At 68.1% G+C, this 20199-nt stretch carries 19 protein-coding genes; 7 read left to right on the top strand and 12 right to left on the bottom strand.

Annotation, left to right across the window (positions count from 1 at the left end; all coding sequences use genetic code 11):
- The first annotated feature begins 105 nt into the window (after nt 1-105).
- Nucleotides 106-858 (top strand): MBL fold metallo-hydrolase, encoded by a 753-nt coding sequence (locus tag L0C25_RS22060; RefSeq protein WP_271633941.1) that lies wholly within the window; start codon nt 106-108, stop codon nt 856-858.
- Here L0C25_RS22060 and L0C25_RS22055 read toward each other — a convergent pair.
- The 11 genes from L0C25_RS22055 to rocD form a co-directional block, all read right to left on the bottom strand.
- Nucleotides 818-1879 (bottom strand): coiled-coil domain-containing protein, encoded by a 1062-nt coding sequence (locus tag L0C25_RS22055; protein WP_271633940.1) that lies wholly within the window; start codon nt 1877-1879, stop codon nt 818-820. The two genes, L0C25_RS22060 and L0C25_RS22055, sit on opposite strands and share 41 nt — an antisense overlap.
- Before the next feature lie 101 nt (nt 1880-1980).
- A complete protein-coding gene (locus L0C25_RS22050) occupies nt 1981-3183 on the bottom strand; it encodes an alpha/beta fold hydrolase (RefSeq protein WP_271633938.1) in 1203 nt (400 codons plus the stop codon).
- 86 nt (nt 3184-3269) lie between these two features.
- Nucleotides 3270-3674 carry a peptidase associated/transthyretin-like domain-containing protein gene (locus L0C25_RS22045; protein ID WP_271633937.1) on the bottom strand — a complete coding sequence of 135 codons (405 nt, stop codon included), beginning with the start codon at nt 3672-3674 and terminating at the stop codon, nt 3270-3272.
- 94 nt (nt 3675-3768) lie between these two features.
- Nucleotides 3769-5034: an NAD(P)/FAD-dependent oxidoreductase gene (locus tag L0C25_RS22040; RefSeq protein ID WP_271633936.1), complete on the bottom strand. Its 1266-nt coding sequence runs from the start codon at nt 5032-5034 to the stop codon at nt 3769-3771.
- A 31-nt stretch (nt 5035-5065) separates the two neighbouring features.
- Entirely contained in the window at nt 5066-7600 is a 2535-nt protein-coding gene (locus tag L0C25_RS22035) for a LamG-like jellyroll fold domain-containing protein (RefSeq protein ID WP_271633935.1), read from the bottom strand.
- 23 nt (nt 7601-7623) lie between these two features.
- Nucleotides 7624-8601 (bottom strand): ABC transporter permease, encoded by a 978-nt coding sequence (locus L0C25_RS22030; RefSeq protein WP_271633934.1) that lies wholly within the window; start codon nt 8599-8601, stop codon nt 7624-7626.
- A complete protein-coding gene (locus L0C25_RS22025; protein WP_271633933.1) occupies nt 8598-9560 on the bottom strand; it encodes an ABC transporter permease in 963 nt (320 codons plus the stop codon). Before L0C25_RS22025 ends, L0C25_RS22030 begins: the two co-directional genes overlap by 4 nt.
- On the bottom strand, nt 9557-11077 hold the full coding sequence (locus L0C25_RS22020) for a sugar ABC transporter ATP-binding protein (RefSeq protein WP_271633932.1): 1521 nt from the start codon (nt 11075-11077) through the stop codon (nt 9557-9559). The genes L0C25_RS22025 and L0C25_RS22020 overlap by 4 nt, the downstream gene beginning before the upstream one ends.
- Nucleotides 11077-12156, bottom strand: coding sequence for an ABC transporter substrate-binding protein (locus tag L0C25_RS22015; protein WP_271633931.1), 1080 nt, complete (start codon nt 12154-12156; stop codon nt 11077-11079). Before L0C25_RS22015 ends, L0C25_RS22020 begins: the two co-directional genes overlap by 1 nt.
- Nucleotides 12157-12245: 89 nt before the next feature.
- On the bottom strand, nt 12246-13013 hold the full coding sequence (locus L0C25_RS22010) for a DeoR/GlpR family DNA-binding transcription regulator (RefSeq protein ID WP_271633930.1): 768 nt from the start codon (nt 13011-13013) through the stop codon (nt 12246-12248).
- A 45-nt stretch (nt 13014-13058) separates the two neighbouring features.
- A complete protein-coding gene (gene rocD, locus L0C25_RS22005) occupies nt 13059-14285 on the bottom strand; it encodes an ornithine--oxo-acid transaminase (RefSeq protein WP_271633929.1) in 1227 nt (408 codons plus the stop codon).
- 94 nt (nt 14286-14379) lie between these two features.
- On the opposite strand from rocD, the gene L0C25_RS22000 reads away from it, so the two are divergent.
- Both L0C25_RS22000 and L0C25_RS21995 read left to right on the top strand, forming a co-directional pair.
- On the top strand, nt 14380-14883 hold the full coding sequence (locus tag L0C25_RS22000) for a copper resistance CopC family protein (protein WP_271633928.1): 504 nt from the start codon (nt 14380-14382) through the stop codon (nt 14881-14883).
- Entirely contained in the window at nt 14876-16858 is a 1983-nt protein-coding gene (locus L0C25_RS21995; RefSeq protein ID WP_271633927.1) for a cytochrome c oxidase assembly protein, read from the top strand. Before L0C25_RS22000 ends, L0C25_RS21995 begins: the two co-directional genes overlap by 8 nt.
- A 64-nt stretch (nt 16859-16922) precedes the next feature.
- Here L0C25_RS21995 and L0C25_RS21990 read toward each other — a convergent pair whose 3' ends face one another.
- Nucleotides 16923-17543, bottom strand: coding sequence for a superoxide dismutase (locus tag L0C25_RS21990; RefSeq protein WP_271633926.1), 621 nt, complete (start codon nt 17541-17543; stop codon nt 16923-16925).
- Between the two features lie 127 nt (nt 17544-17670).
- Between L0C25_RS21990 and L0C25_RS21985 the strand changes: the two genes are divergently transcribed.
- Genes L0C25_RS21985 through L0C25_RS21970 form a run of 4 tightly spaced genes read left to right on the top strand, consistent with a single transcriptional unit; the run spans nt 17671 to nt 20185 of the window.
- Nucleotides 17671-18285 (top strand): CDP-alcohol phosphatidyltransferase family protein, encoded by a 615-nt coding sequence (locus tag L0C25_RS21985; protein WP_408641653.1) that lies wholly within the window; start codon nt 17671-17673, stop codon nt 18283-18285.
- Between the two features lie 10 nt (nt 18286-18295).
- The gene (locus L0C25_RS21980) at nt 18296-19114 is read left to right on the top strand and encodes a DUF881 domain-containing protein (RefSeq protein ID WP_271633924.1); all 819 of its coding nucleotides are present in this window, start codon (nt 18296-18298) and stop codon (nt 19112-19114) included.
- Nucleotides 19111-19443 (top strand): small basic family protein, encoded by a 333-nt coding sequence (locus L0C25_RS21975; RefSeq protein WP_271633923.1) that lies wholly within the window; start codon nt 19111-19113, stop codon nt 19441-19443. Before L0C25_RS21980 ends, L0C25_RS21975 begins: the two co-directional genes overlap by 4 nt.
- On the top strand, nt 19427-20185 hold the full coding sequence (locus L0C25_RS21970) for a DUF881 domain-containing protein (protein WP_271633922.1): 759 nt from the start codon (nt 19427-19429) through the stop codon (nt 20183-20185). The genes L0C25_RS21975 and L0C25_RS21970 overlap by 17 nt, the downstream gene beginning before the upstream one ends.
- The last annotated feature ends 14 nt before the right edge of the window (nt 20186-20199 follow it).

Below are 20199 nucleotides of genomic sequence, written 5' to 3'. Positions count from 1 at the left end.
TTCCCCGTTTGCCGGTTGCCCGGCCGTCGCACGATCATGCCACTACCTGGGGTAGTCGGCACAAGACCCATTACGCAGCGTGACCGGCCGCGGTAACGTCCCGACATGGAGATCACGCAGGCGAGCGACTCGCTCCATCTGGTCAGCACCCGGCACGTCAACTGGGTCATCTACGACGGGCCCGACGGGCTACTGCTGATCGACGCCGGGTACGTCGGCCAGCGGGACCTGCTCGAGCGCTCGATCCGCGAGCTCGGGCACGGCCCGGACGAGATCGCCGCAGCGCTCGTCACGCACGGACACGTCGACCATATCGGCGGGCTCCCGTGGCTCGCTACCAGGTACGGAACCCCGGTGTACTCCAGTGAACGAGAAGCCGCGCACATCCGGCGGGAGTTCCTCGAGCAGGCCGGACCACCCGACATCGTCCGAAACCTCACCCGTCCAGGCGTCCTCACCTGGAGCGTGCAGATAGTCGGCCTGATGCGCGGCCGGGCCGGCCTCGGTGTCCCGTCCGCGGAGCCGATCGACGAGGCGACCGCGCGTACGCTCCCCGGATCGCCGCGACCGATCGTCGTCACCGGGCACACGACCGGCCACACCGCGTACTACTTCGAGGCCGAGCGCGTACTCGTCGCCGGCGATGCCATCACCACCGAGCACGCGACCTCGCGGGTGCAAGGTCCGCAGCTGCTGCCGGAGTTCTTCCATCACGATCCGAGCCAGGCCCTCGCCAGCCTGAACGAACTCGCCGATCTCGAGGTCGACACCGTGCTACCGGGTCACGGACCCCCGACGCCGGGCCCGATGCCGACCGTCATTGCGCAGATTCGGGATCGTCATCCTCGATACCGCTGAGATCGGCCGCCATCGAGCGGAGTTCGGCGATGCGCGTACGCATCCCGTCCTCGCGTCGCTGGAGCCGCTCGATCTCGGCTTCGAGCCGCGCCGAACGGCGCTCCAGCTCGGTGACCGCGGCGACGGAGTTCTCCGTGGCGACGCTGCGCGCCTCGGAGATGTGCTGCTCGGCGAGCCTCCGCGTACGGCGTAGCAGGCGATCGGACTCGGCCCGGCTCGCATCGAGGTGCTCGCGGGCGCCGGTCGACGCGTCGCGGACGCGGTTCTCGACCTCTCGTACGCGCGTCTCGGCCTGCTCGGCGAGCTCCTGCGCACGCTTACGTGTGGTTGCGTGAACCTCGCGGGCCTCGCGCTCATGGACGGCCCGCGCCGCCTCGATGTCACGCCGCGCCTCGGCAAGCTCGGCATCGGCCGTCGCCCTTGCCTCGTCGGACTCCTTGGTCGCTGCCGCGCGCAGTTCGGACGCCTCCTGGCCCGTGGCCCGGCGCCGCTCGTCGGCCTCCTTGCGGGCACGGCCGACGATCTCCTCGGCGGCCGCTCGCGCGGTCGCTCTCTCCTCGGCGGCGTCTTCGGTCGCCTGCGGCCGGTCGCGCTCGACCTCCGCCAGGCGCTCCTCGCGGATCGCCGCGACCTCGGCAGTCGCCTTCGCACGCAGCTCGTCGGCCTCGGCTCGGGCATCACGCCGGATCTGCTCGGCGGCCCCGTCACCCTCGGCAAGAATCTGCTTCGCGCGGGTGTCGGCATCGATGAGCTTCTCGGCGACCTGTCCGGCGAGTGCGGACTCGGTGGGTACGCCCGCGTCGTTCAGGTCGGCGATCAGGCGCCGGATCTCGGCGCGCAGCGAGGAGCACTCGTCGCGGACCGCGTCGGCGTCCGACCGGACTTTGCCGGAGTCTTCCGCATGCGAACGTACGTATGCGTCGACCGCGACCGTGTCGTAGCCGAACCGTCGAACGGTCGGGAACCGAGGATCATCGACCCACTCAAAGATCGATAGACCCTGTTCGGACTCTCCGCTCATCCGTCGCACCCTCCTGGTTGCCTTGGTACGACCTTAGCCGGGAGTACCAGGGAGTGCGGAGGGTGCAACGGGGTGTGAGCGCGGCGAGTCCGTCACACCGGTTATGCGCAGTTGTCCGACGGTGGTAGCCCGAGGAAGCGCTCCTCCAGGAACGCAAGGACGTCGGGGAATCCCGTAGCCCCGCCGGTGCCGTGATCGGTCGGTGCGAGCTCCTTGAACCGCACGTGCACGCCCTTCGAGCAGTAGCCCTTCGCAAGCCGCTTACCGACCTTGTACGGGATCACGTCGTCTGCCGGGCTGTGGGTGATGAGCATCGGCATCTGCGGGATGCGCCGGCCGATCCGCTGCTGCTTCACGATCCTGCGGAACGGTTGGCGGTCAAGGAGCTGCGCCAGGGTCTGGCCGCTCTTCGTGAGCGTCTTCGTCTTCGTGCCCGCGTACTTCGAGATCGACTCGGCCGTGCACTGCTCGGCAACATCGCGGAGTACGGCACGCCCGCGCTTGTTGAGGTACTTCTTCACATTCACGTCGTACTCCAGTGCGAGCGAGCGCGCCGCGTACATCGCGAACCCGGCGTGCTGTGCACCGTCGAGGTAACGGCCGACAGCGGCCAGGTCGGCGGGTACGGCACCGGCGTACGCGCCGCGGACGTTCAGCTCGGGGGCGTACGTGTGGGCCAGCTCGGCCGCGGACGCCGAAGCGCCGCCACCCTGCGAGTAGCCCGCGATGGCGACCGGTCCTGCTTCCGGCAGCCCGGAGTCGGGGAGACGCTGCGCGGCTCGCACCGAGTCGAGAACGGCGTGTGCCTGCGACTTACGCACCATGTACGTGTGTGGATCGGTCGTGCCGAGGCCCTCGTAGTCGGTGACCACGACGCCGTAGCCGCGGATCAGCAGCGCGCGTACGAGCAGCCCCTCGATGTCCTGCCCTCTGGGGAAGGTCCGCGAGGGGGCGCACTGGTCGCCGAGGCCGTGCGTGCCGATCGCGTACGCGACGATGGGGCGTTCGCCCAGCCCGATCCACGGGTGCCTCGGCGTCAACACCTGCCCGGTGACCGCCATCGGGTCGCCCTGGCGGTCGGTCGACTTGTACATGACCCGCTGCGACGTCGCGAGTGCCGGCAGCCCGTAGTTGACCAGCTTCGACGGTTCACTCTTGATGATCGCGCCGTTGGCCTTCGGCAGCGTGGCGGGGATGTCGTAGAAGGATCCGTCCTTCGCCGACGACGTCGGCGCGGTCGCGACGGTTGCGGCGAGCAGGATGCAAGAGACGGCAACCGAACACGCGGCTCTGAGAGGTTTCATGGACGAATCCTCATCTCCCGACTACTCGCGTGTGACCCTGTGCGGTCCCAGGGTCTGACCTGACGACCCCGGGACCGCAGCATGCGTCAGCGGACGCGAACCTTGATCGCCTTGCTCCACATCGGGCTGGTGGTCGGGCCGGGGCCGTGCGCCTTGACCCGAAGCGTCCGTACGCCCTTGCGCGACAGGATCACCCGGATCCGGTAACGCCCCTCGCTGTTCGTGCGCAGCTTCGCGCCCTTGATGTTGGACCAGTGGCCGTCGGGGCTCTTGGTCTGGACGCGGACCATCCGATGCTTGATGGGCGCGCCGCTGCCGAACAGGAACTTGCCGTGGACACGGAACTGCTGGCCCGAGTGGACCGTCGTGTCGGTGGCATGGATGGTGAGGCTCGCTTCGTAGTCGGCGTTGGCAGGTCCGGAGACGAGAAGCGGTGCGGCGAGCGCCAAGACGGCGAGTCCGGACACAGCGATCCTGCGGAGATTTGTCATGGTGTTGCCCCCTAGTGAGTACGCGCTGGGACTGACCCCGGTGCGCGCTGTAACCGAGAAGACGTCGGAACGTGCAGGTTGGTTGCCTGCCCTGTCAACCCGCCCGGCGTACGAGAGCCTCGCCGAGCGGCACGGCGGTGTCGGCGAGCTTCGCGGTGTCCACCGCGCCACCGTCGAGGATCAAGGCCTTCACCGGATCGATCCCGTCGTCCCACAGGTTCACGTGCATGCCCGCGACGACCTTCCCCGCAGCGAGCCAGAACGCGTAGAACGCGCGTCCCGCGACGTCGCCGCGGAGCACGACAGAGTCGACCGCATCCGGCGGCGCGTACCCCACGTACTCCATGCCGAGGTCGTACTGGTCGGTGAAGAAGTACGGGAGCTCCTCGAAGACGACGTCGTGGCCGAGCATGGAGCGCGCCGCATGCGGTCCGGTGACGAGCGCATTGGCCCAGTGCTCGACCCTGATGCGCTCGTGGAGCACCGGATGCTCGATGGCCGCGACGTCGCCCGCAGCGAGGATCACGGGATCGGACGAGAACAGATGTGGATCCACGTGCACGCCGTTGTCGACGACCAGGCCGGCGTCCTCGGCGAGCCCGGTACGCGGGGCCACGCCGATGCCGACGACGACTGCGGCGGCCCGGACGGACGAACCGTCGCTCGTCGTCACCGAGTCGACCCGGCCGTCCGCGCCTTCGATCGAGGTGATACCGGTGCCTAGGCGGAGGTCGACACCGTGCTCGCGATGGAGGTCCGCGAACACCCGCGCAACCTCGTCATCACCGAGCGCCTGCTGCAACGGGAGGTCGGCAACCTCCAGCACCGTGACCTCGACGTCGTGCTCGCGTGCCGCGGCGGCGACCTCCAAGCCGATCCATCCGGCACCCACGACCACGATCGGCCCGCCCGCCTCGATGACCCGCTTGATCGCGTCGGAGTCGGCGAGGTTCCGCAGATAGAGCACGCCGTCGAGGTCGGCCCCTGGTACGTCGAGGCGGCGCGGTTCCGAACCGGTGGCCAGCAGCAACCGGTCGTAGTGCACGCGCTCGGCGTCTGCGAGCACCACCTCGGAGGCGAACCGGTCGATCCTGCGCACCCGTGTCGCGAGCCGAAGGTCGACATTGTTCTCCCGATACCAGTTGGCTTCGTGGACGTACGCGGACTCGCGCGCGTCATTGCCGAGGAGGTAGCCCTTGGACAAGGGCGGTCGCTCGTACGGGAGCTCGCTCTCGTCGCACAGCAGCACGATTCGTTCGTCGAAGCCCTCGTCGCGGAGGGTCTCGGCGGCCTTCGCCCCCGCGAGGCCGCCACCAACGATCACGAACGAGTGCTCACCATTGCCCGGCTGCGTCGTCATGGTCTGACTTCACCCCACCGGGAGTCTCACGTCAATGGTGCGCGCCTCCTCCTTCATACAGGTCCGTCACCTCACCGTCACCGAGCGGTCGGTCGTACACCCGAACATCGTCGACGGCTCCGCCGAGGAAGTCGACGTTCTCGCCGTTGAACTTCGCCCTTCCCACCGCGAGCGGACCGGAGGACGGATCGCCGAGGCACTGTGAGATCTGGCCCTGCTGCTGTCCGTCGACATACAGCGTGTACGTGCCTGTTGCGGCATCGCGCACGCCCACGAGGTGGTACCAACGACCGGGCTCGGCCTCTTGCCCGGCGTACGCGCGACCCCCGAGCGTGCTGAATGCGAACTTGTTGGCGCCGCCGTCGTACTGCAGGAAGAACGCCGACGAGCTGTCACCGTCCTGGCTGACGGCGGTCTGGAAGCCGCCGCCCGTCTCGTCGAGCCGGACCCACGCGGAGACCGAGAAGCCGCCCTCGGTGTCGATGACCGGCGAGTCGGTCTCGGCGTACCCGGTGCCGCCTAGGTCGAGCGCTTGACCGGACTTGCCCTCGGTCCAGGTGGCGCCGTCCGCCACGGCGAGGTCGGCGTCGCCGACCGAGTCGGCCGCCGTCGTACCGGAGCCGTCGTCGAGCGTCCAGCGATGGATGCCTTCGAGGCCGGGCGTGCCGTCGTCGGGATCCGGGGGAGTCTGGCCGAGGTTCCCGGAGTGCGACAGCTTCTCGTTGATCTCGCGCACCGGGTCGCGGAACATCTTGCTGACCTTGCGGTCGTAGGTGAAGAACCCGTTGACCTCGGTCTCGACATCGGTGATCTGGGTGTAGATGCCGCCGGACAATCCGCACTTGCGGCTGAGCTCCAGCATTCGGGTCTGGTTCTCGACGTACAGATCGGTCAGCTCCTGCTTGGACTCCGCCATCTGGTACGCGCCCGGCTCGCCCGGCCACAGGTGGTCGTCGACGACCAGCCCGTAGCCACCGTGCTCACCGTCGATCGCCGCACGGTCTGCCGTGGGGGACGGCGCAGCCGGACCGGTGTACTGGTGCCAGTCGATGATGTCGCCGCGGCCGGAGTCGCCCTCCGAGTCGCAGCAGTTCACGCCGCTGTGCGCGTTCACCAGGCGGGTGGGATCAGCGGCCTTGACGGAGTCGGCGATGCGCCCGGTCTCCTCGCGGTTCCACTCGCCCCATCCCTCGTTGAACGGCACCCAGCCGATGATCGAGGTCCAACCGCCGTGCTGGTCGAGCATCGTGTGCAGCTCGTCCTCGAACTGGTCGCGCGCGGCCTGGTCGGGATCGGGTGTACGACCGTTCTGCAATGCCGGCATGTCCTGCCACACCATCAGGCCGAGGCGGTCGGCCCAGTAGTACCAGCGATCCGGCTCGACCTTGATGTGCTTGCGTACGGCATTGAAGCCCAGTCGCTTGTGCGCCTTGAGATCGAATGCGAGACCTTCGTCGGTCGGCGCCGTGTAGATGCCGTCCGGCCAGTAGCCCTGGTCGAGCGTCGAGTTGACGAAGGTCGGCTCGCCGTTCAAGACGATGTGCCGTTTGCCGTCCTTACCGAGGACCGTGTCGACGGTACGCATCCCGAAGTACGAGTCGACGGTATCGACACGACGTCCGGACCGCTCATGCAAGGAGACCCTGAGGTCGTACAGGTTCGGGTGGTCCGGAGACCATAGGTCCGGCCGCCTGATGGTCAGCCGAATCGGCTCACCGGGCCTGCCCGTGGCGGTCGCGACAACTCGTCCTCTGCGCCGGGCCTGCAGGCGTACGGTGTGCTTCGAAGCCGCCTCGGCGTCGACCCTGACGTCGACCTGGCGCAGGTTCCTGCGGGTCGTCGCCGTGACGTTCTCGACGTGCGCCGCGCGTACGGGCTCCATCCACACGGTCTGCCAGATGCCGGATGCCGGCGTGTAGAAGATCCCGCCGGGATTCTCGATCGCCGGGATGCGCTGCTTGCCGACGGGCTGCTTCAGCCCGTCGGTGACGTCGGTGACGCCGACGATGACCTCCTGGCGTGCGCCGGCGCGCAGGTGGTCGGTGGCGTCAACCGTGAAGTGGTCGTAGCCGCCGCGGTGCTCGGTCGCGAGCTCACCGTTGATCCACACCCTCGCGTCGTAGTCGACGGCACCGAAGTGGAGCAGCAGCCGGTTGCCGTGTCGTCGGGTGACCTGCCACTTGCGCGGCACGGAGAACGTCCGCCGATAGAACATCCGGTCCTCGTGGCGCTTGATGCCGGAGAGCGCCGACTCGATCGGGTACGGCACGAGGACCCGTTCGTCGAGTTGCTCTCCGACCGGGGGCGCGTCGCCCTCAGCGGCAGCCGCGAACTCCCATAGGCCGTTGAGGTTCTTCCACTCGTCGCGCCGCAGCTGCGGACGCGGGTACTCCGGAAGTGCGTTGTCCGGGCTGACATCGCTCGTCCACGGCGTCGTGAGGTCGGGATCCTTGGGTTCCCAAGCCGCGCTGCTCTCGGGACTGGCGGGGGACGGCGCTACCGAGAGCAGGGCGGCGGCCAGCGTGGCCGAAGCGCCTGCGATCACGCATGTGCGGAGGCGGTTCATCAGGGACTCCAATGTGTTGCCGGTTATGGACCTCGGTTACGGGAGAGGGTCGTCTGCACGACGACGACGGCGAGCAGGAACAGGCCGCTCACGACGTTCTGGTACGACGAGCTGAGGTCGCCGATCAGGTTGATGTACTTCTGGATCACGCCGAGCAGCAGCACACCGGCGAGCGTGCCGGCGACGCCACCACGGCCGCCGGTGAGCAGAGTTCCGCCGATCACGACCGCGGCGATCGCCTCCAGCTCCATGCCGACTCCGACGGTCGTCACACCTGACGACGAGCGGGCGGCGTTGAGCGCCCCGGCGAGTCCGGCCAGCAAGCCGGACATCAGGTACACCGTCAGCTTGATGCGGGGGACGGGTAGCCCCATCAGGTTGGCGGCATCCTCGCTGCCGCCGATCGCCAGCGCGGACTGACCGGCGCTGGTTCGATGGAGTACGACCGCGGCTATCGCGTACGCGACCAACATCAGCACGACCGACCAGGTGAACCCGAGAGGGCCGTCCTGGCCGAGGCTGATGAACGCGTCCGACTCGACGTCCGGAGTCACGGATCCCTCGTCGGTGATGGCGAAGACGACACCACGTACGCCGAGCAGACCGGCGAGCGTGACGATGAACGGCGCCATTCGCCCGTATGCGATGAAGAAGCCCTGCAGTGCACCGATCGCACCGCACACCACGACGGGCAGCAGCAGTGCACCGATGAAGCCGTACTCGGAGCCGTACGCGGCAAGCACGCCGCCGAGTGCGAACACGGAGCCGACGGACAGATCGATGCCGCCGGTCAGGATCACGAACGTCATCCCGAGGGCGACGATCGCGAGGAACGACGAGCCGACGACGATGTTGGTCAGGCTGTATCGGGTGGCGAACGTGTCGAAGCTGAAGGTGCCGACGATCAGCAGGATCGCGAGTACGACGAACGCCCCTTGTTTCTGGGCGATCGAGGCGAACCGCTGACGGCGCCGCTCTGTGCGATCGATCGTTAGGCTCACGTCGACCGACCTCGCTGGATGTAGATCGCCAAGACGATGATCAGGGCCTGCACGATCTGGGAGTACGACGGCGGCACGTTGTGCTGGCTGAGGGTTGCGATGATCACCTGCAGGAGCAGGGCTCCGGCGACCGTGCCGACGATCCGCACCTGTCCGCCGGACAGGGGAGTTCCGCCGATCACGACGGCCGTGATCGCGGACAGCTCGATCAGGTTGCCGATGGTCGACGGCACGCTCGCGCCCGATCGGGCCGTGACGATGATGCCCGCGATTGCGGCCAGCACCGCGCACACGACGTACGTGGTGACGAGGATCCGGCGGACGGGGAGCCCGGCCAGCTCCGCTGCCCGCCGGTTGCCGCCGATGGCGACGAGCTGTCGGCCGTACGTGGTGCGCGAGACGAGGACGGTCATGGCCACGGTGATCACTGCCGCGACGACAACGGTGTAAGGGATCCCGGCGATCGAGTCGATGCCGAGTGACAGCATCTGCGGATTGTCGACGGTCCGCATCTGCTCGTCGGACATGACGAGCGCGACGCCGCGTCCGGCGATCATCAGGGCCAGCGTTGCGACGATCGGTTGCAGACCGACGAACGCGACCATCGAGCCGTTCACGAGACCGACGACCACGCCGCACAGCACAGCGGCCAGCACCGCCGGCACGAACCCGTAGCCGAGGTAGAGGGGCAACGCCGCGGCGGCGAGTGACATCACCGCACCGACCGAAAGATCGATGCCCTCCGTACCGATCACCATCGCCATGCCGAGCGCGACGAGCAGCACGGGGACCACCTGGATCAGCTGCACCCGGAGGTTGTCGCCGGTCAGGAAGCCGTCGGTGAAGAGGGCGTTGTACGCAAGGACGATCACCAGGGCCGCGTACACGCCGTAGTCACGGGCGAACGCCGCGACGTCTGCGGTCGCGGGCGCGCGCCGAGCCTGGGCGACAGCCGTCATGGGCCTACCTCCGCGGCCTGCGCCAGCGAGGCGAGGAGAGCCTTCTCGGAGACGTCCTGGCCGACGAGCTCGGTGACGACGCCGCCGTCCTTGAGTACGACGACGCGGCTCGCGCCCTCGACGACCTCCTCGATTTCGGACGAGACGAGCATGATGGCAAGACCCTCGGTCGCGAGCTCGTCGATCAGGGCCTGCACCTCGGCCTTGGCCCCGACGTCGATCCCGCGGGTCGGCTCGTCGAGCAGCAGAACCGTCGGACTCATCGCGAGCCAGCGCGCGACCATGACCTTCTGCTGGTTGCCGCCCGAGAGCTCGGAGACGGGCTGCTCCGGGCTCGACGCCTTGATCTGCAGGCGCTCCATCATCACCTCGACGACGCGTCGTTGCTTGCGCTTCGAGACGAAGCCGGCAGTCGACAGGCGGGGGAGCGCGGCGAGGACGATGTTCTCGCGTACGGACAGATGCGGGATGATCCCTTCGGCCTTGCGGTCCTCGGGCAACATCACGATGCCGGAGCGGATCGCGGCGCCTACGGAGCCGGAGCGTACCGGTGTGCCGTCGATCTCGACGGCGCCGTCGTCGAGCGGCATCGCCCCGGCGATCGCCTTGAGTGTCTCGGTGCGTCCCGAGCCGAGCAGACCGCCGAGTCCGACGACCTCACCGGGACGTGCGTCCACGTCCACGCCGTCGAGCCGGTGCCGGCGGCGGAGTCCGGTCGCCGTGAGCCTCGGGGTCTGCGAGGCCGCCCGCTCGGTGTGCAGCTTGGTGAGACCACCGGAGCGCAGCTCGTCCATCGACCGGCCGAGCATCTTCGAGACGAGCTCGAGCCTGGTGAGATCGGCGAGTGCGCCGGTGTGGACTAGTCGGCCGTCACGCAGCACGCTGACCCGCTCGCACACCTGGTACAGCTCGTCCATGCGGTGGCTGACGTACACCACGGCGATGCCGTTGGCGCGCAGCTGGTGCACGACGTCGAAGAGGGTGTCGACCTCCCGGGGTTCGAGCGAGGACGTCGGCTCATCCATGATGACGACCCGGGCGTTGATGCTGACGGCGCGCGCGAGGGCGACCATCTGCTGGGCGCCGAGCCCGAGCTCACGCAGCGGCCTGCGTACGTCGACCGCGATGCCGTACTCGGTCAGTAGGTCGGCGGCCTTGGCGTTCATCGCGGCGTAGTCGACCAGTCGGAGCCGGGTCTTGGGCTCGCGACCGAGGTAGATGTTGCGCGCGGCCGACAGCTGCGGGATCAGGTTGACCTCTTGGTAGATCGTGCTGATCCCGGCCCGCTGTGCATCGACGGGGCGGGCGAACTGGACCTCCGCGCCCTCGACGGCGACCGAGCCGGAGTCCGGGCGGTACACACCTGTCAGCACCTTGATCAGGGTCGACTTGCCGGCGCCGTTCTCGCCCACCAGGGCATGGCTCTCGCCGGGCTCGAGCTCGAAGTCCACGCCGTCGAGCGCGGTGACACCGGCGAACTGCTTGCCGACCGCCCGCGCCTGCAGGACTGGCTGCATCAGTACGCCGAGTCCAGAAGCTCCTCGGCATTGTCGGGGTTGTACTCACGGTCCTCGATCACGATCTCGTCGGTGACCGGGTCGCCGGCGTAGAACTTCTCCAGCGTGTCGAACGCGAGCGGCCCGAAGCGCGGGTTGGACTCGATGACGCCGTTGTACGTGCCCTTCGTCAGCTCGAGCACGGCGTTCCGGGTGCCGTCGACCGAGAAGATCTTGACGTCTTCGCCCGGCTGCTTGCCGGCAGCTCGGATGGCGGCAAGAGCGCCGAGGCCCATCTCGTCGTTCTCGGCATAGATGGTGTCGATCTCGGGGTTCGACTGCAGCAGCTGCTCGGTCACCTGCTGGCCCTTGTCACGCGCGAACTCGCCGGTCTGCTGCGCGACGATCTCGATGTCGGGGGCCTCGGCCTCGACCTGGTCGACGAAGCCCTTCGTACGCTCGGTGGTCACGTTGTTGCCGGAGGCCCCGAGCAGAATCGCGACGTTGGCCTTGCCGTCGGTGGACTCGATGACCTGGTCCGCCGCGCGCTTGCCCTGCTCGGTGAAGTCGGAGCCGAGGAACGAGATGTAGTCGTCACACGGCGCAGCATTGAGCTTGCGGTCGACGGTGAGGACGGGGATGCCCTTGTCCTTGGCCGCATTGAGCGCCGGTTCGAGACCGTCGGAGTTCAGCGGCGCGACGATGAGTACGTCGACGCCCTGCGAGATCATCCCCTGGATGTCCGAGATCTGCTTCGACAGCTGGGTCTGCGCATTGGTCTTGATGAAGTCCTTGACGCCGGCCTCCTCGGCGGAGGTCGTGATCGACTCGGTCTCGGCGATGCGGAAGGGGTTGTCCTCCTTCTCCGACTGCGAGAACCCGACCGTCGCATCGGCCAGGTCCAGCTTCTCCGCCCCGTACTTGTCGAGCGTGCACTCGGGCCCGTTCGTGCCGGCCGCCTTGACCTTCTGGGCGCCCGCCTCGGGGTCGGCAGGGGTGTCGGACGCGCCCGAGTCCTCGGACTTCGTGCAGCCCGCGACCACCAGAGCCGCGGTACAAGCGACGGCGGCGAACGTACGGACGGGATGGATGGTGGTCATGCGACAACCTCCTCGTGAGACCTGGATCACAGAATCATTCACGAACGATCAGAAGTTGTCAACGAGCCGTCTAAAACGACGGATAACGATCAGGTTGCGACATGCACCCGAGCGCCGGCGGTCCGGAACAGGTCGAGCTCGTCACCCGATGCCAAGGCATCGGTGACCAGCGCGTCGATCTGCTCGGTGGGCACGGTCTGGATCACCGAGTTGCGGCCGATCTTGGTGTGGTCGGCGAGGACGCACACCTCGTTGCCGGCCTCCGCCAGGGCCCGGTCGACACCGGCCACCATCTGGTTCGGAGTCGACAGCCCGTTACGTGCGGTCAGGCCGTTGCCGGACAGGAAGGTGCGGTCCGCGTGCAGACCGGACAGCGCGCGCTCGGCGGCGCTGCCGACGACGGCGAAGATCGACCCGCGGAGCATCCCGCCGGTCAGGACGACCTCAATCCGGGGCGAATCGGCAAACGCCTGTGCCACCAGGAGAGAGTTGGTCATCACCGTGAGCTCATTGCGGGTTCGCAACTGCTCGGCGAGGGCCATCGTGGTGGTCCCGGCGCCGATGACGATCGCGTCGCCATCCTGTACGAAGCCGGCGGCGAGGCGGGCGATCGCCGACTTCTGCCGAGAGGCGGTCCGGGACTTCTCCGCGTACGTGGGCTCGCGCGGTGGCTGCTCCGCTGCCGGGACCGCGCCACCATGCTCGCGGCGAAGCTCGCCGGCCGCCTCGAGCTGCTTCAGGTCGCGCCGCACGGTCACCTCGGACGACCCGACCAGCGCGGCGAGGTCCTTGATCGACACGGCGCCCCGCTCGCGTACGTGGTCGAGGATCACGCGCTGTCGTTCGGCGGCAAACATGACCGCACGTTACTCCATCAGGTGATCAAAAACGAACATCTACGTTCAGCGTCGAACGACGGCGGCGATCGCGTCGATGCCTCGGTCGAGCTCGTCGCGCTCGATCACCAGGGGAGGAGCGATGCGCAGCGTGCTTCCGTGCGTCTCCTTGCACAGGACCCCCTGCTTGGCCAGCGTCTCCGACGCGTCGCGCCCGGACAAGCCACCGGCGGCGATGTCGACGCCTGCCCACAGACCACGGCCGCGTACCTCTGTCACACCGTTGCCGACGAGCGCGCCGAGACGCTGGTGCAGGTGCAGTCCGAGGGTCGCCGAGCGTTCCTGGAACTCGCCGGTGCGAAGCAGGGCGATCACGGCTCGGCCGACAGCGCATGCGAGCGGGTTGCCGCCGAACGTCGAGCCGTGCTCGCCGGGCCGCAGTACGCCGAGGACGTCGCCGCGTCCGACGACCGCAGACAGCGGGAGGATGCCGCCGCCGAGCGCCTTGCCGAGCGTGTACAGGTCGGCACGTACGCCTTCGTGGTCGAGCGCGAGCAGGGTGCCCGTGCGGGCGAGCCCGGACTGGATCTCGTCGGCGATCAGCAAGGCACCCGCGTCGTCGGCGATCCGGCGCGCTTCGGCGAAGTAGCCCGGCGGGGGAGTGATGACGCCCGCCTCGCCCTGGATCGGCTCCAGCAACAACGCGGCCGTACGGTCGTTGACCGCGTCGCGCAGTGCGTCGGCGTCGCCGTAGGGGACCTGGACGAAGCCCGGCGTGAACGGTCCGAAATCGGCGCGGGCGGTCTCGTCATCGGAGAACGACACGATCGTCGTCGTACGACCGTGGAAGTTCGATGTCGCCACCACGACCTCCGCGGTCTCCGCGGGAACGCCCTTGACCTGGTACGCCCACTTGCGCGCGACCTTGATGGCGGACTCCACCGCCTCTGCGCCGGAGTTCATGGTGAGCACCATGTCGGTGCCCGTCAGCTCGGCGAGCTCCTTGCAGAACAGTCCGAACTGGTCGTGATGGAACGCGCGAGACGTCAGGGTCACCCTGCCGAGCTGCTCGACCGCGGCGGTCACGACGGCCGGGTGACGGTGGCCGAAGTTCAGTGCGGAGTAGCCGGAGAGGAAGTCGAGATAGCGGTTGCCGTCGACGTCGGTGACCCACGGCCCGTTCGCCTCGGCGATGACGACCGGAAGCGGATGGTAGTTGTGCGTGCTCCACGACTCGTCGAGTGCGATGAAGTCCTCGGCGGGCGTCGACATGTCCTTGGCGTACGTCGTCATGGCGCCAGTGTGCGGTACGCGTGGAGCCGAGCGCCAGCCGGTCCCGTAGGCCGACATGTCGGGCCGGGCACTGACGTCTTAGGCTGGATCCACAATGTCTCTCAGGCTGCCTGCCGCGGTCATCGCGGCGCTCTTCCTCGTACTCATCCAGACGGCCGGTCCTGCGTTCGCGCACGCGACCCTGGTGCGGTCGGACCCGAAGGACGGAGCGGCCCTCGACTCGGAGCCGACGACGGTGTCGCTCACCTTCAACGAGGACGTCTCGACGCCGGCACAGCTTCAGGTGACGGCTCCCGACGGCGCGCCGCTCGCCTCGAAGGCGCCGACTGTCGACGGCACGGAGGTCAGCCAGTCGATCGACACCGCGAACCTCGCGGGCACGTACACGATCGCGTATCGGGTCATCTCGGCCGACGGCCATCCGATCACCGGCGAGCTGACGTACGAGGTGACGAGTGGCAAGCAGGTCGGCGGGAAGCAGGAGTCGGACGACGAGTCGTTCGCCGAGCGACATGCCACCCATCTGGCCATCGGCGGCGCGGCCGTCGTGGTCGCCGTCGGCCTGCTGATCTGGCCCCGGATCCGCCGCCGTGCTTAGGGATCGCGTGGTCGCGCGCGGCGGTGTCGTCCGGTGGTCCGTTGCCGCCGCGTTGCTCACCGGCGCCGTGTTCTACCTCGCGATGGTGTACGGCCACGCTGCTCCCGAGAAGGTGCCGGACACGATCGCCGACCCCGGCGCGCTCACCGGTTGGGGTCTTCCGATCAGCCGGGTCGTCGCCGATCTCGCCGGCTTCGCGGTCGTGGGGTGTCTGCTCGCCGCGGCATTCCTGCTGCCTGCGCCGAGCGGGGGAGCCCAGGGACACGCCGCGCAGGCAGTACGCCATGCGTCGCGGGCCGCATGGGTCTGGGCGGCCGCCATCGTCGTCGAGCTCGCGTTCTCGATCTCCGACATCTTCGCCGTGCCGGTCGGCGACCTGACGTACGCAGAGATCAGCTCGTACCTCCTCGACACCGACAGCGGTCGAGCGTTCCTCGTCCAATGCGTGCTGGCGATCGCGGTCGCCGTGCTCGCGCGTTGGGTGCTGGGCGTTCCTGCGGTCACCGCCGTACTGGGTCTCGCGCTGCTGGCGCTCGTACCCCCGGTGCTCACCGGCCACTCCGCATCATCGGGCTCACACATGCTGGCGGTCGCGAGCCTGCTGCTGCACGTCGCGGGCGCATCCCTGTGGGTGGGCGGTCTGCTCGCCCTCGGCTGGGTCGCGACGCTGGGAAGCAAGCGTCTGCCCGCCGCCGTCCGTCGCTATTCGGCCTTAGCTGCATGGTGCATCGCAATCGTCGGTCTGTCGGGCGTCGTGAACGCGAGTGTCCGGATCGAGAAGCTCCATCAGGTGTTCACGACCGAGTATGGCAACCTGCTGCTCGCGAAGGTGTTGGCCCTGCTGGCCATGGGCGCGTTCGGCCTCAGCCACCGCCGATGGGTGATACCGCGTCTCGAGCGGAGCGGCCGCGTCGGACGTACGTTCATGGGTCTTGCAGCCGTCGAGCTGCTGGTGATGTTCGCGACGATCGGGCTCGCCGTCGCCCTCTCGCGTACGCCACCGCCGGTGCCCGACGACCTTTACACCGATCCGGTGACCGAGCTGCTCGGCGAGCCGATGCCCGCCGCACCGACGGTCGGCCGACTGCTGTGGAGCTTCAGCCCCAACGGCGTCGGGCTCGTCGTCGTCTCGCTCGGTGCCGCGCTGTACATCGCGGGTCTGCTGGTGATGCGACGCCGGGGTGACGCGTGGCCGGTCGGCCGCACGGTGTCGTGGTTCGTCGGCCTCGCGGTCATCGCCTGGGCGACATTCGGCGGCCTGGGCGCGTACGCGCATGTGTTGTTCAGCGCCCACATGGTGTCGCACATGCTCCTGGCGATGGTCGCGCCGATCTTCTTGGTGCTCGCGGCGCCGATCACGCTCGCACTGCGAACCCTGCCCGGGCCACGCGAGCCGGGCGAGATCGGTCCGCGGCAGCTGCTGGCGAACGCGATCCACTCCCGCGCGGCGGTGTTCATCACGCACCCGGTCTTCGCCGCGGCCCTGTTCGTCGGCAGCCTGTACGTCCTGTACTTCTCCGGACTCTTCACGTTGATGATGGAGACACACACGGGACACGCGCTGATGGAGCTGCACTTCCTGGCCGTGGGATTCCTCTTCTACTACGTGATCGTGGGCGTCGATCCGTCGGCGCGGCGGGTGCCGCCGCTCGGTAGGTTCGCGGTGTTGCTCGTCTCGATGCCGTTCCATGCGTTCTTCTCCGTCACGATCATGTCGTCGGCCACGGTTCTCGCGGAGTCGTACTGGACGAGCCTGGATCGCCCGTACCAGACCGACCTGCTCGCGGACCAGAACCTCGGCGGGAGCGTCTCGTGGGCGATGGGTGAGCTGCCACTGTTGATCGTGATGGTGGCCCTGTTCGTACAGTGGTTGCGCAGCGACCAGCGCGAGTCGAAGCGTTTCGACCGGCGAGGCGACGCCGCGTTGGACGAGTACAACGCTTACCTCGCCTCGCTGAACGAACACGACCGCTGACGGGCAGACACGCGACAGCCTGCCCGGCCGTCAGGCGGGGCAGGCTGTGTGCGTACCGGGGCGGTCAGCCCTTGGTGATGTTGTGCACGCTGCGGGCGGTGCCGAAGCGGTCGGTGACGTCGGCCCAGTTGACGACGTTCCACCATGCCTTCACGTAGTAGGCCTTCACGTTCTTGTACTGCAGGTAGAACGCGTGCTCCCACATGTCGAGCATCAGCAGCGGCGTCAGACCCACGGGCAGGTTGCCCTGGTGGTCGTACAGCTGGCAGATGAGCAGCTTCTGACCGAGGGAGTCCCACGCGAGGATGGACCAGCCGGAGCCCTGGATGCCGAGCGCGCTGGCCTCGAACTGCCCGCGGAACCCGTCGAACGACCCGAACTGGTCGTCGATCGCTGCGCCCAGCTCGCCGTCGGGCTTGTCGCCGCCGTCGGGCGACATGTTCGGCCAGAAGACCGAGTGGTTCACGTGCCCGGCGAGGTTGAACGCGAGGTTCTTCTCGAGAAGGTTGACGGTGCCGAACTCCTGGACGTCGCGTGCCTCGGCGAGCTTCTCCAGTGCGGTGTTCGCGCCCGTTACGTACGTCTGGTGGTGCTTGTCGTGGTGCAATTCCATGATCGTGCCGGAGATGTGCGGCTCGAGTGCGCCATAGTCGTACGGCAGATCGGGCAGGGTGTAGTCAGCCACTCAATCCTCCCAAGGTCAGGTGCGATGAAGTTATCGCTGTGCTGTGGCCACAGTCTCTCAGTACCCGCACCGACACAAGAGAGCGCCCAGTTACGCTGGTCCCGCAACGCGAGCCGTTACCCACCCAATGCCGAGGAGACCTGTGAGCACTGCCCACGGCGATGCGACCTCTGCGCGGGTGTTCACCGTCCCGAACCTGCTGAGCTTCCTGCGGCTTCTCGGCGTGCCACTGTTCCTCTGGCTGGTGCTCGGGCCGGAGGAGGACGAGTGGGCGCTGCTCGTGCTGATGATCTCCGGCTTCACCGACTATCTCGACGGCAAGCTCGCGCGCACGCTGGGCCAGATGTCCAAGCTCGGAGCGATCCTCGACCCGGTCGCCGACCGGCTGTACATCCTCGCGGTCGTCGTCGGACTCACCTGGCGAGACATCATTCCACTGTGGTTGGCGGTCCTGCTGCCGCTCCGAGACATCTTCTTGTTCAGCCTGGTCCCGTTCCTGCGTACGCGCGGCTACAGCTCGCTCCCGGTGCACTTCCTCGGCAAGGCGGCGACGGCCTGCCTGCTGTACGCGTTCCCGCTGCTGCTGCTCGGCGACGACTCGGGCACGATCGCCGACCTGGCCGACGTGTTCGGCTGGGCGTTCACGATCTGGGGCGTGGGGCTCTACTGGTGGGCCGGCCTGCTGTACGCCTGGCAGGTGCGCAAGCTGATCTCGACGAGTCCGCCGAGCCAAGCGAGCTAGGGCGTCGGTGATGAACGTACTCGGTCGGCCCGGCGACTCGATGAACCTCCTGCAGGAGCTCGTCGAGCACTCGATCGACGACGACTACTACGTCGCGGCCGAGCGCCGCGAAGACGAGCCACCGCAGAAGCCGGGAGCACAGCGGGTCGCGTCCGTCGCCGCGCTGGCGGTGTTCGCGCTGCTGATCACGCTCGCGGCGATCCAGACGTACGACCGTCGGCCGCAGGCGGAGGTCGAACGCGAGGCGTTGGTCGACCAGATCCACGAGCGGGAGTCGTCGGTCGCCGAGCTGCAGGACTCCGTCGACGGTGCACGTGACGACGTGGAGGCGCTCCAAGCGGGCGCTTCCGACCCCGAGCACGACGAGCGCGTCGTGAACGAGCAGATCTCGGTCGGCATGGTTGCCGTGACCGGGCCAGGCGCCACTGTCCTCGTCGACAACGCCGACGACTACGAGTCGCAACCGCAGGGGCGCATCCGCGACACGGATATGCAGCTGTTGGTCAACGGGCTGTGGAACGCCGGCGCCGAGGCGGTCGCCGTCAACGGCCAGCGCATCACGACCCTGACGTCGATCCGGACCGCGGGCGAGGCGATCACCGTGAACTACCGCTCGTTGTCCGCGCCCTACACCGTCGAGGCGATCGGCAACATGGACACGCTTGCGGCACGCTTCCTCGACACGCAGGCGGGGTCCGTGTGGTCGTCGCTCGCCAACAACTACGGTATGCAGTTCGAGGTCAGCAGCGAGCCGGACCTGTCGCTTCCGGCAGCGCCGAAGGGCCGCCTCACGGTACGTCATGCACAGGTCAAAGGGGACAACCAATGATCGCGATCGCGGGCCTCGTCGTCGGCGTAGTGCTCGGGCTTGTCTTCGAGCCGACAGTTCCGTCCGGCCTGCAGCCCTATCTTCCGATCGCCGTCGTCGCCGCGCTCGACGCCGTGTTCGGCGCGTTCCGGGCGTACCTCGATGGCAAGTTCGACGACAAGGTCTTCGTCGTCTCGTTCGTCTCCAACGTGTTGATCGCCGGACTCATCGTCTACCTCGGCGACCAGCTCGGCGTCGGCGGACAGCTGTCGACGGGCGTCATCGTGGTCCTCGGCATTCGGATCTTCGCCAACGCCGCCGCGGTTCGGAGGCATGTCTTCCATGCCTGAGTCGAACTCCGGTTCCGATGAGCCGACGACCGGTCGAGTCCGGTTGTGGCGCGCGCTCAAGGCTCGACCCGCGCGGGCGCAGATCGTTGTCGCCGTGCTGCTCGGCGTCCTCGGGTTCGCGGCCGTGATGCAGGTCCAGTCGGTACGCGAGGATGAGGACTTCGCCGGATACCGTCGCGGCGACCTCGTCCAGCTGCTCGACTCGCTCGACGCGGCGCACGAGCGCGTCTCTGCCGACCTGCAGGAGCTGAACGCGACCCGCGACCGGTTGGAGTCGTCGACCAACCGTACGAAGGCCGCGCGCGAGGCCGCCGCCAAGGAGGCCGAGCGGCTGTCCGTGCTGTCCGGAACCGTCCCCGTCACGGGCCCCGGGGTCCGGATCACGATCACCGACGAGGAGAACGCCGTCGGCGCGTCCACGCTGCTGAACGCCGTCGAGGAGCTTCGCGACGCGGGCGCCGAGGCCATCCAGATCAACGGGGTCGTCCGCATCATCGCGCAGTCGTACTTCGTCGACTCCGACCGCGGTATCCGGGTCGACGGGCGCGAGCTCACCAGGCCGCTCGTACTCGACGTGATCGGCGATTCCGACACGTTGCAAGATGCGGTCGGCTTCCGCGGCGGCCTCATCGACGAGGTCGAGCTGGTCGGGGGCCAGGCAGAGGTCGAAGAGGTTGCCTCGATCGACATCACCGCGTTGTCCGACCCACGCGAACCCGAGTACGCTCAACCGGCATCGTGAGCCGCGCACCGAAG

This window comes from Solicola gregarius, assembly GCF_025790165.1.
GTDB lineage: Bacteria > Actinomycetota > Actinomycetes > Propionibacteriales > Nocardioidaceae > Solicola > Solicola gregarius.
This window is presented reverse-complemented; position numbering and strand designations above follow the sequence as displayed.

What these genes read in the sequence shown, in the direction of transcription:
- L0C25_RS22060 (WP_271633941.1), top strand. Translation starts at nt 106, where the DNA reads ATGGAGATCACGCAGGCGAGCGACTCGCTCCATCTGGTCAGCACCCGG.
- L0C25_RS22055 (WP_271633940.1), bottom strand. Translation starts at nt 1,879, where the DNA reads ATGAGCGGAGAGTCCGAACAGGGTCTATCGATCTTTGAGTGGGTCGAT.
- L0C25_RS22050 (WP_271633938.1), bottom strand. Translation starts at nt 3,183, where the DNA reads ATGAAACCTCTCAGAGCCGCGTGTTCGGTTGCCGTCTCTTGCATCCTG.
- L0C25_RS22045 (WP_271633937.1), bottom strand. Translation starts at nt 3,674, where the DNA reads ATGACAAATCTCCGCAGGATCGCTGTGTCCGGACTCGCCGTCTTGGCG.
- L0C25_RS22040 (WP_271633936.1), bottom strand. Translation starts at nt 5,034, where the DNA reads ATGACGACGCAGCCGGGCAATGGTGAGCACTCGTTCGTGATCGTTGGT.
- L0C25_RS22035 (WP_271633935.1), bottom strand. Translation starts at nt 7,600, where the DNA reads ATGAACCGCCTCCGCACATGCGTGATCGCAGGCGCTTCGGCCACGCTG.
- L0C25_RS22025 (WP_271633933.1), bottom strand. Translation starts at nt 9,560, where the DNA reads ATGACGGCTGTCGCCCAGGCTCGGCGCGCGCCCGCGACCGCAGACGTC.
- L0C25_RS22020 (WP_271633932.1), bottom strand. Translation starts at nt 11,077, where the DNA reads ATGCAGCCAGTCCTGCAGGCGCGGGCGGTCGGCAAGCAGTTCGCCGGT.
- L0C25_RS22015 (WP_271633931.1), bottom strand. Translation starts at nt 12,156, where the DNA reads ATGACCACCATCCATCCCGTCCGTACGTTCGCCGCCGTCGCTTGTACC.
- L0C25_RS22010 (WP_271633930.1), bottom strand. Translation starts at nt 13,013, where the DNA reads ATGTTTGCCGCCGAACGACAGCGCGTGATCCTCGACCACGTACGCGAG.
- rocD (WP_271633929.1), bottom strand. Translation starts at nt 14,285, where the DNA reads ATGACGACGTACGCCAAGGACATGTCGACGCCCGCCGAGGACTTCATC.
- L0C25_RS22000 (WP_271633928.1), top strand. Translation starts at nt 14,380, where the DNA reads ATGTCTCTCAGGCTGCCTGCCGCGGTCATCGCGGCGCTCTTCCTCGTA.
- L0C25_RS21985 (WP_408641653.1), top strand. Translation starts at nt 17,671, where the DNA reads ATGCCGAGGAGACCTGTGAGCACTGCCCACGGCGATGCGACCTCTGCG.
- L0C25_RS21980 (WP_271633924.1), top strand. Translation starts at nt 18,296, where the DNA reads ATGAACGTACTCGGTCGGCCCGGCGACTCGATGAACCTCCTGCAGGAG.
- L0C25_RS21975 (WP_271633923.1), top strand. Translation starts at nt 19,111, where the DNA reads ATGATCGCGATCGCGGGCCTCGTCGTCGGCGTAGTGCTCGGGCTTGTC.
- L0C25_RS21970 (WP_271633922.1), top strand. Translation starts at nt 19,427, where the DNA reads ATGTCTTCCATGCCTGAGTCGAACTCCGGTTCCGATGAGCCGACGACC.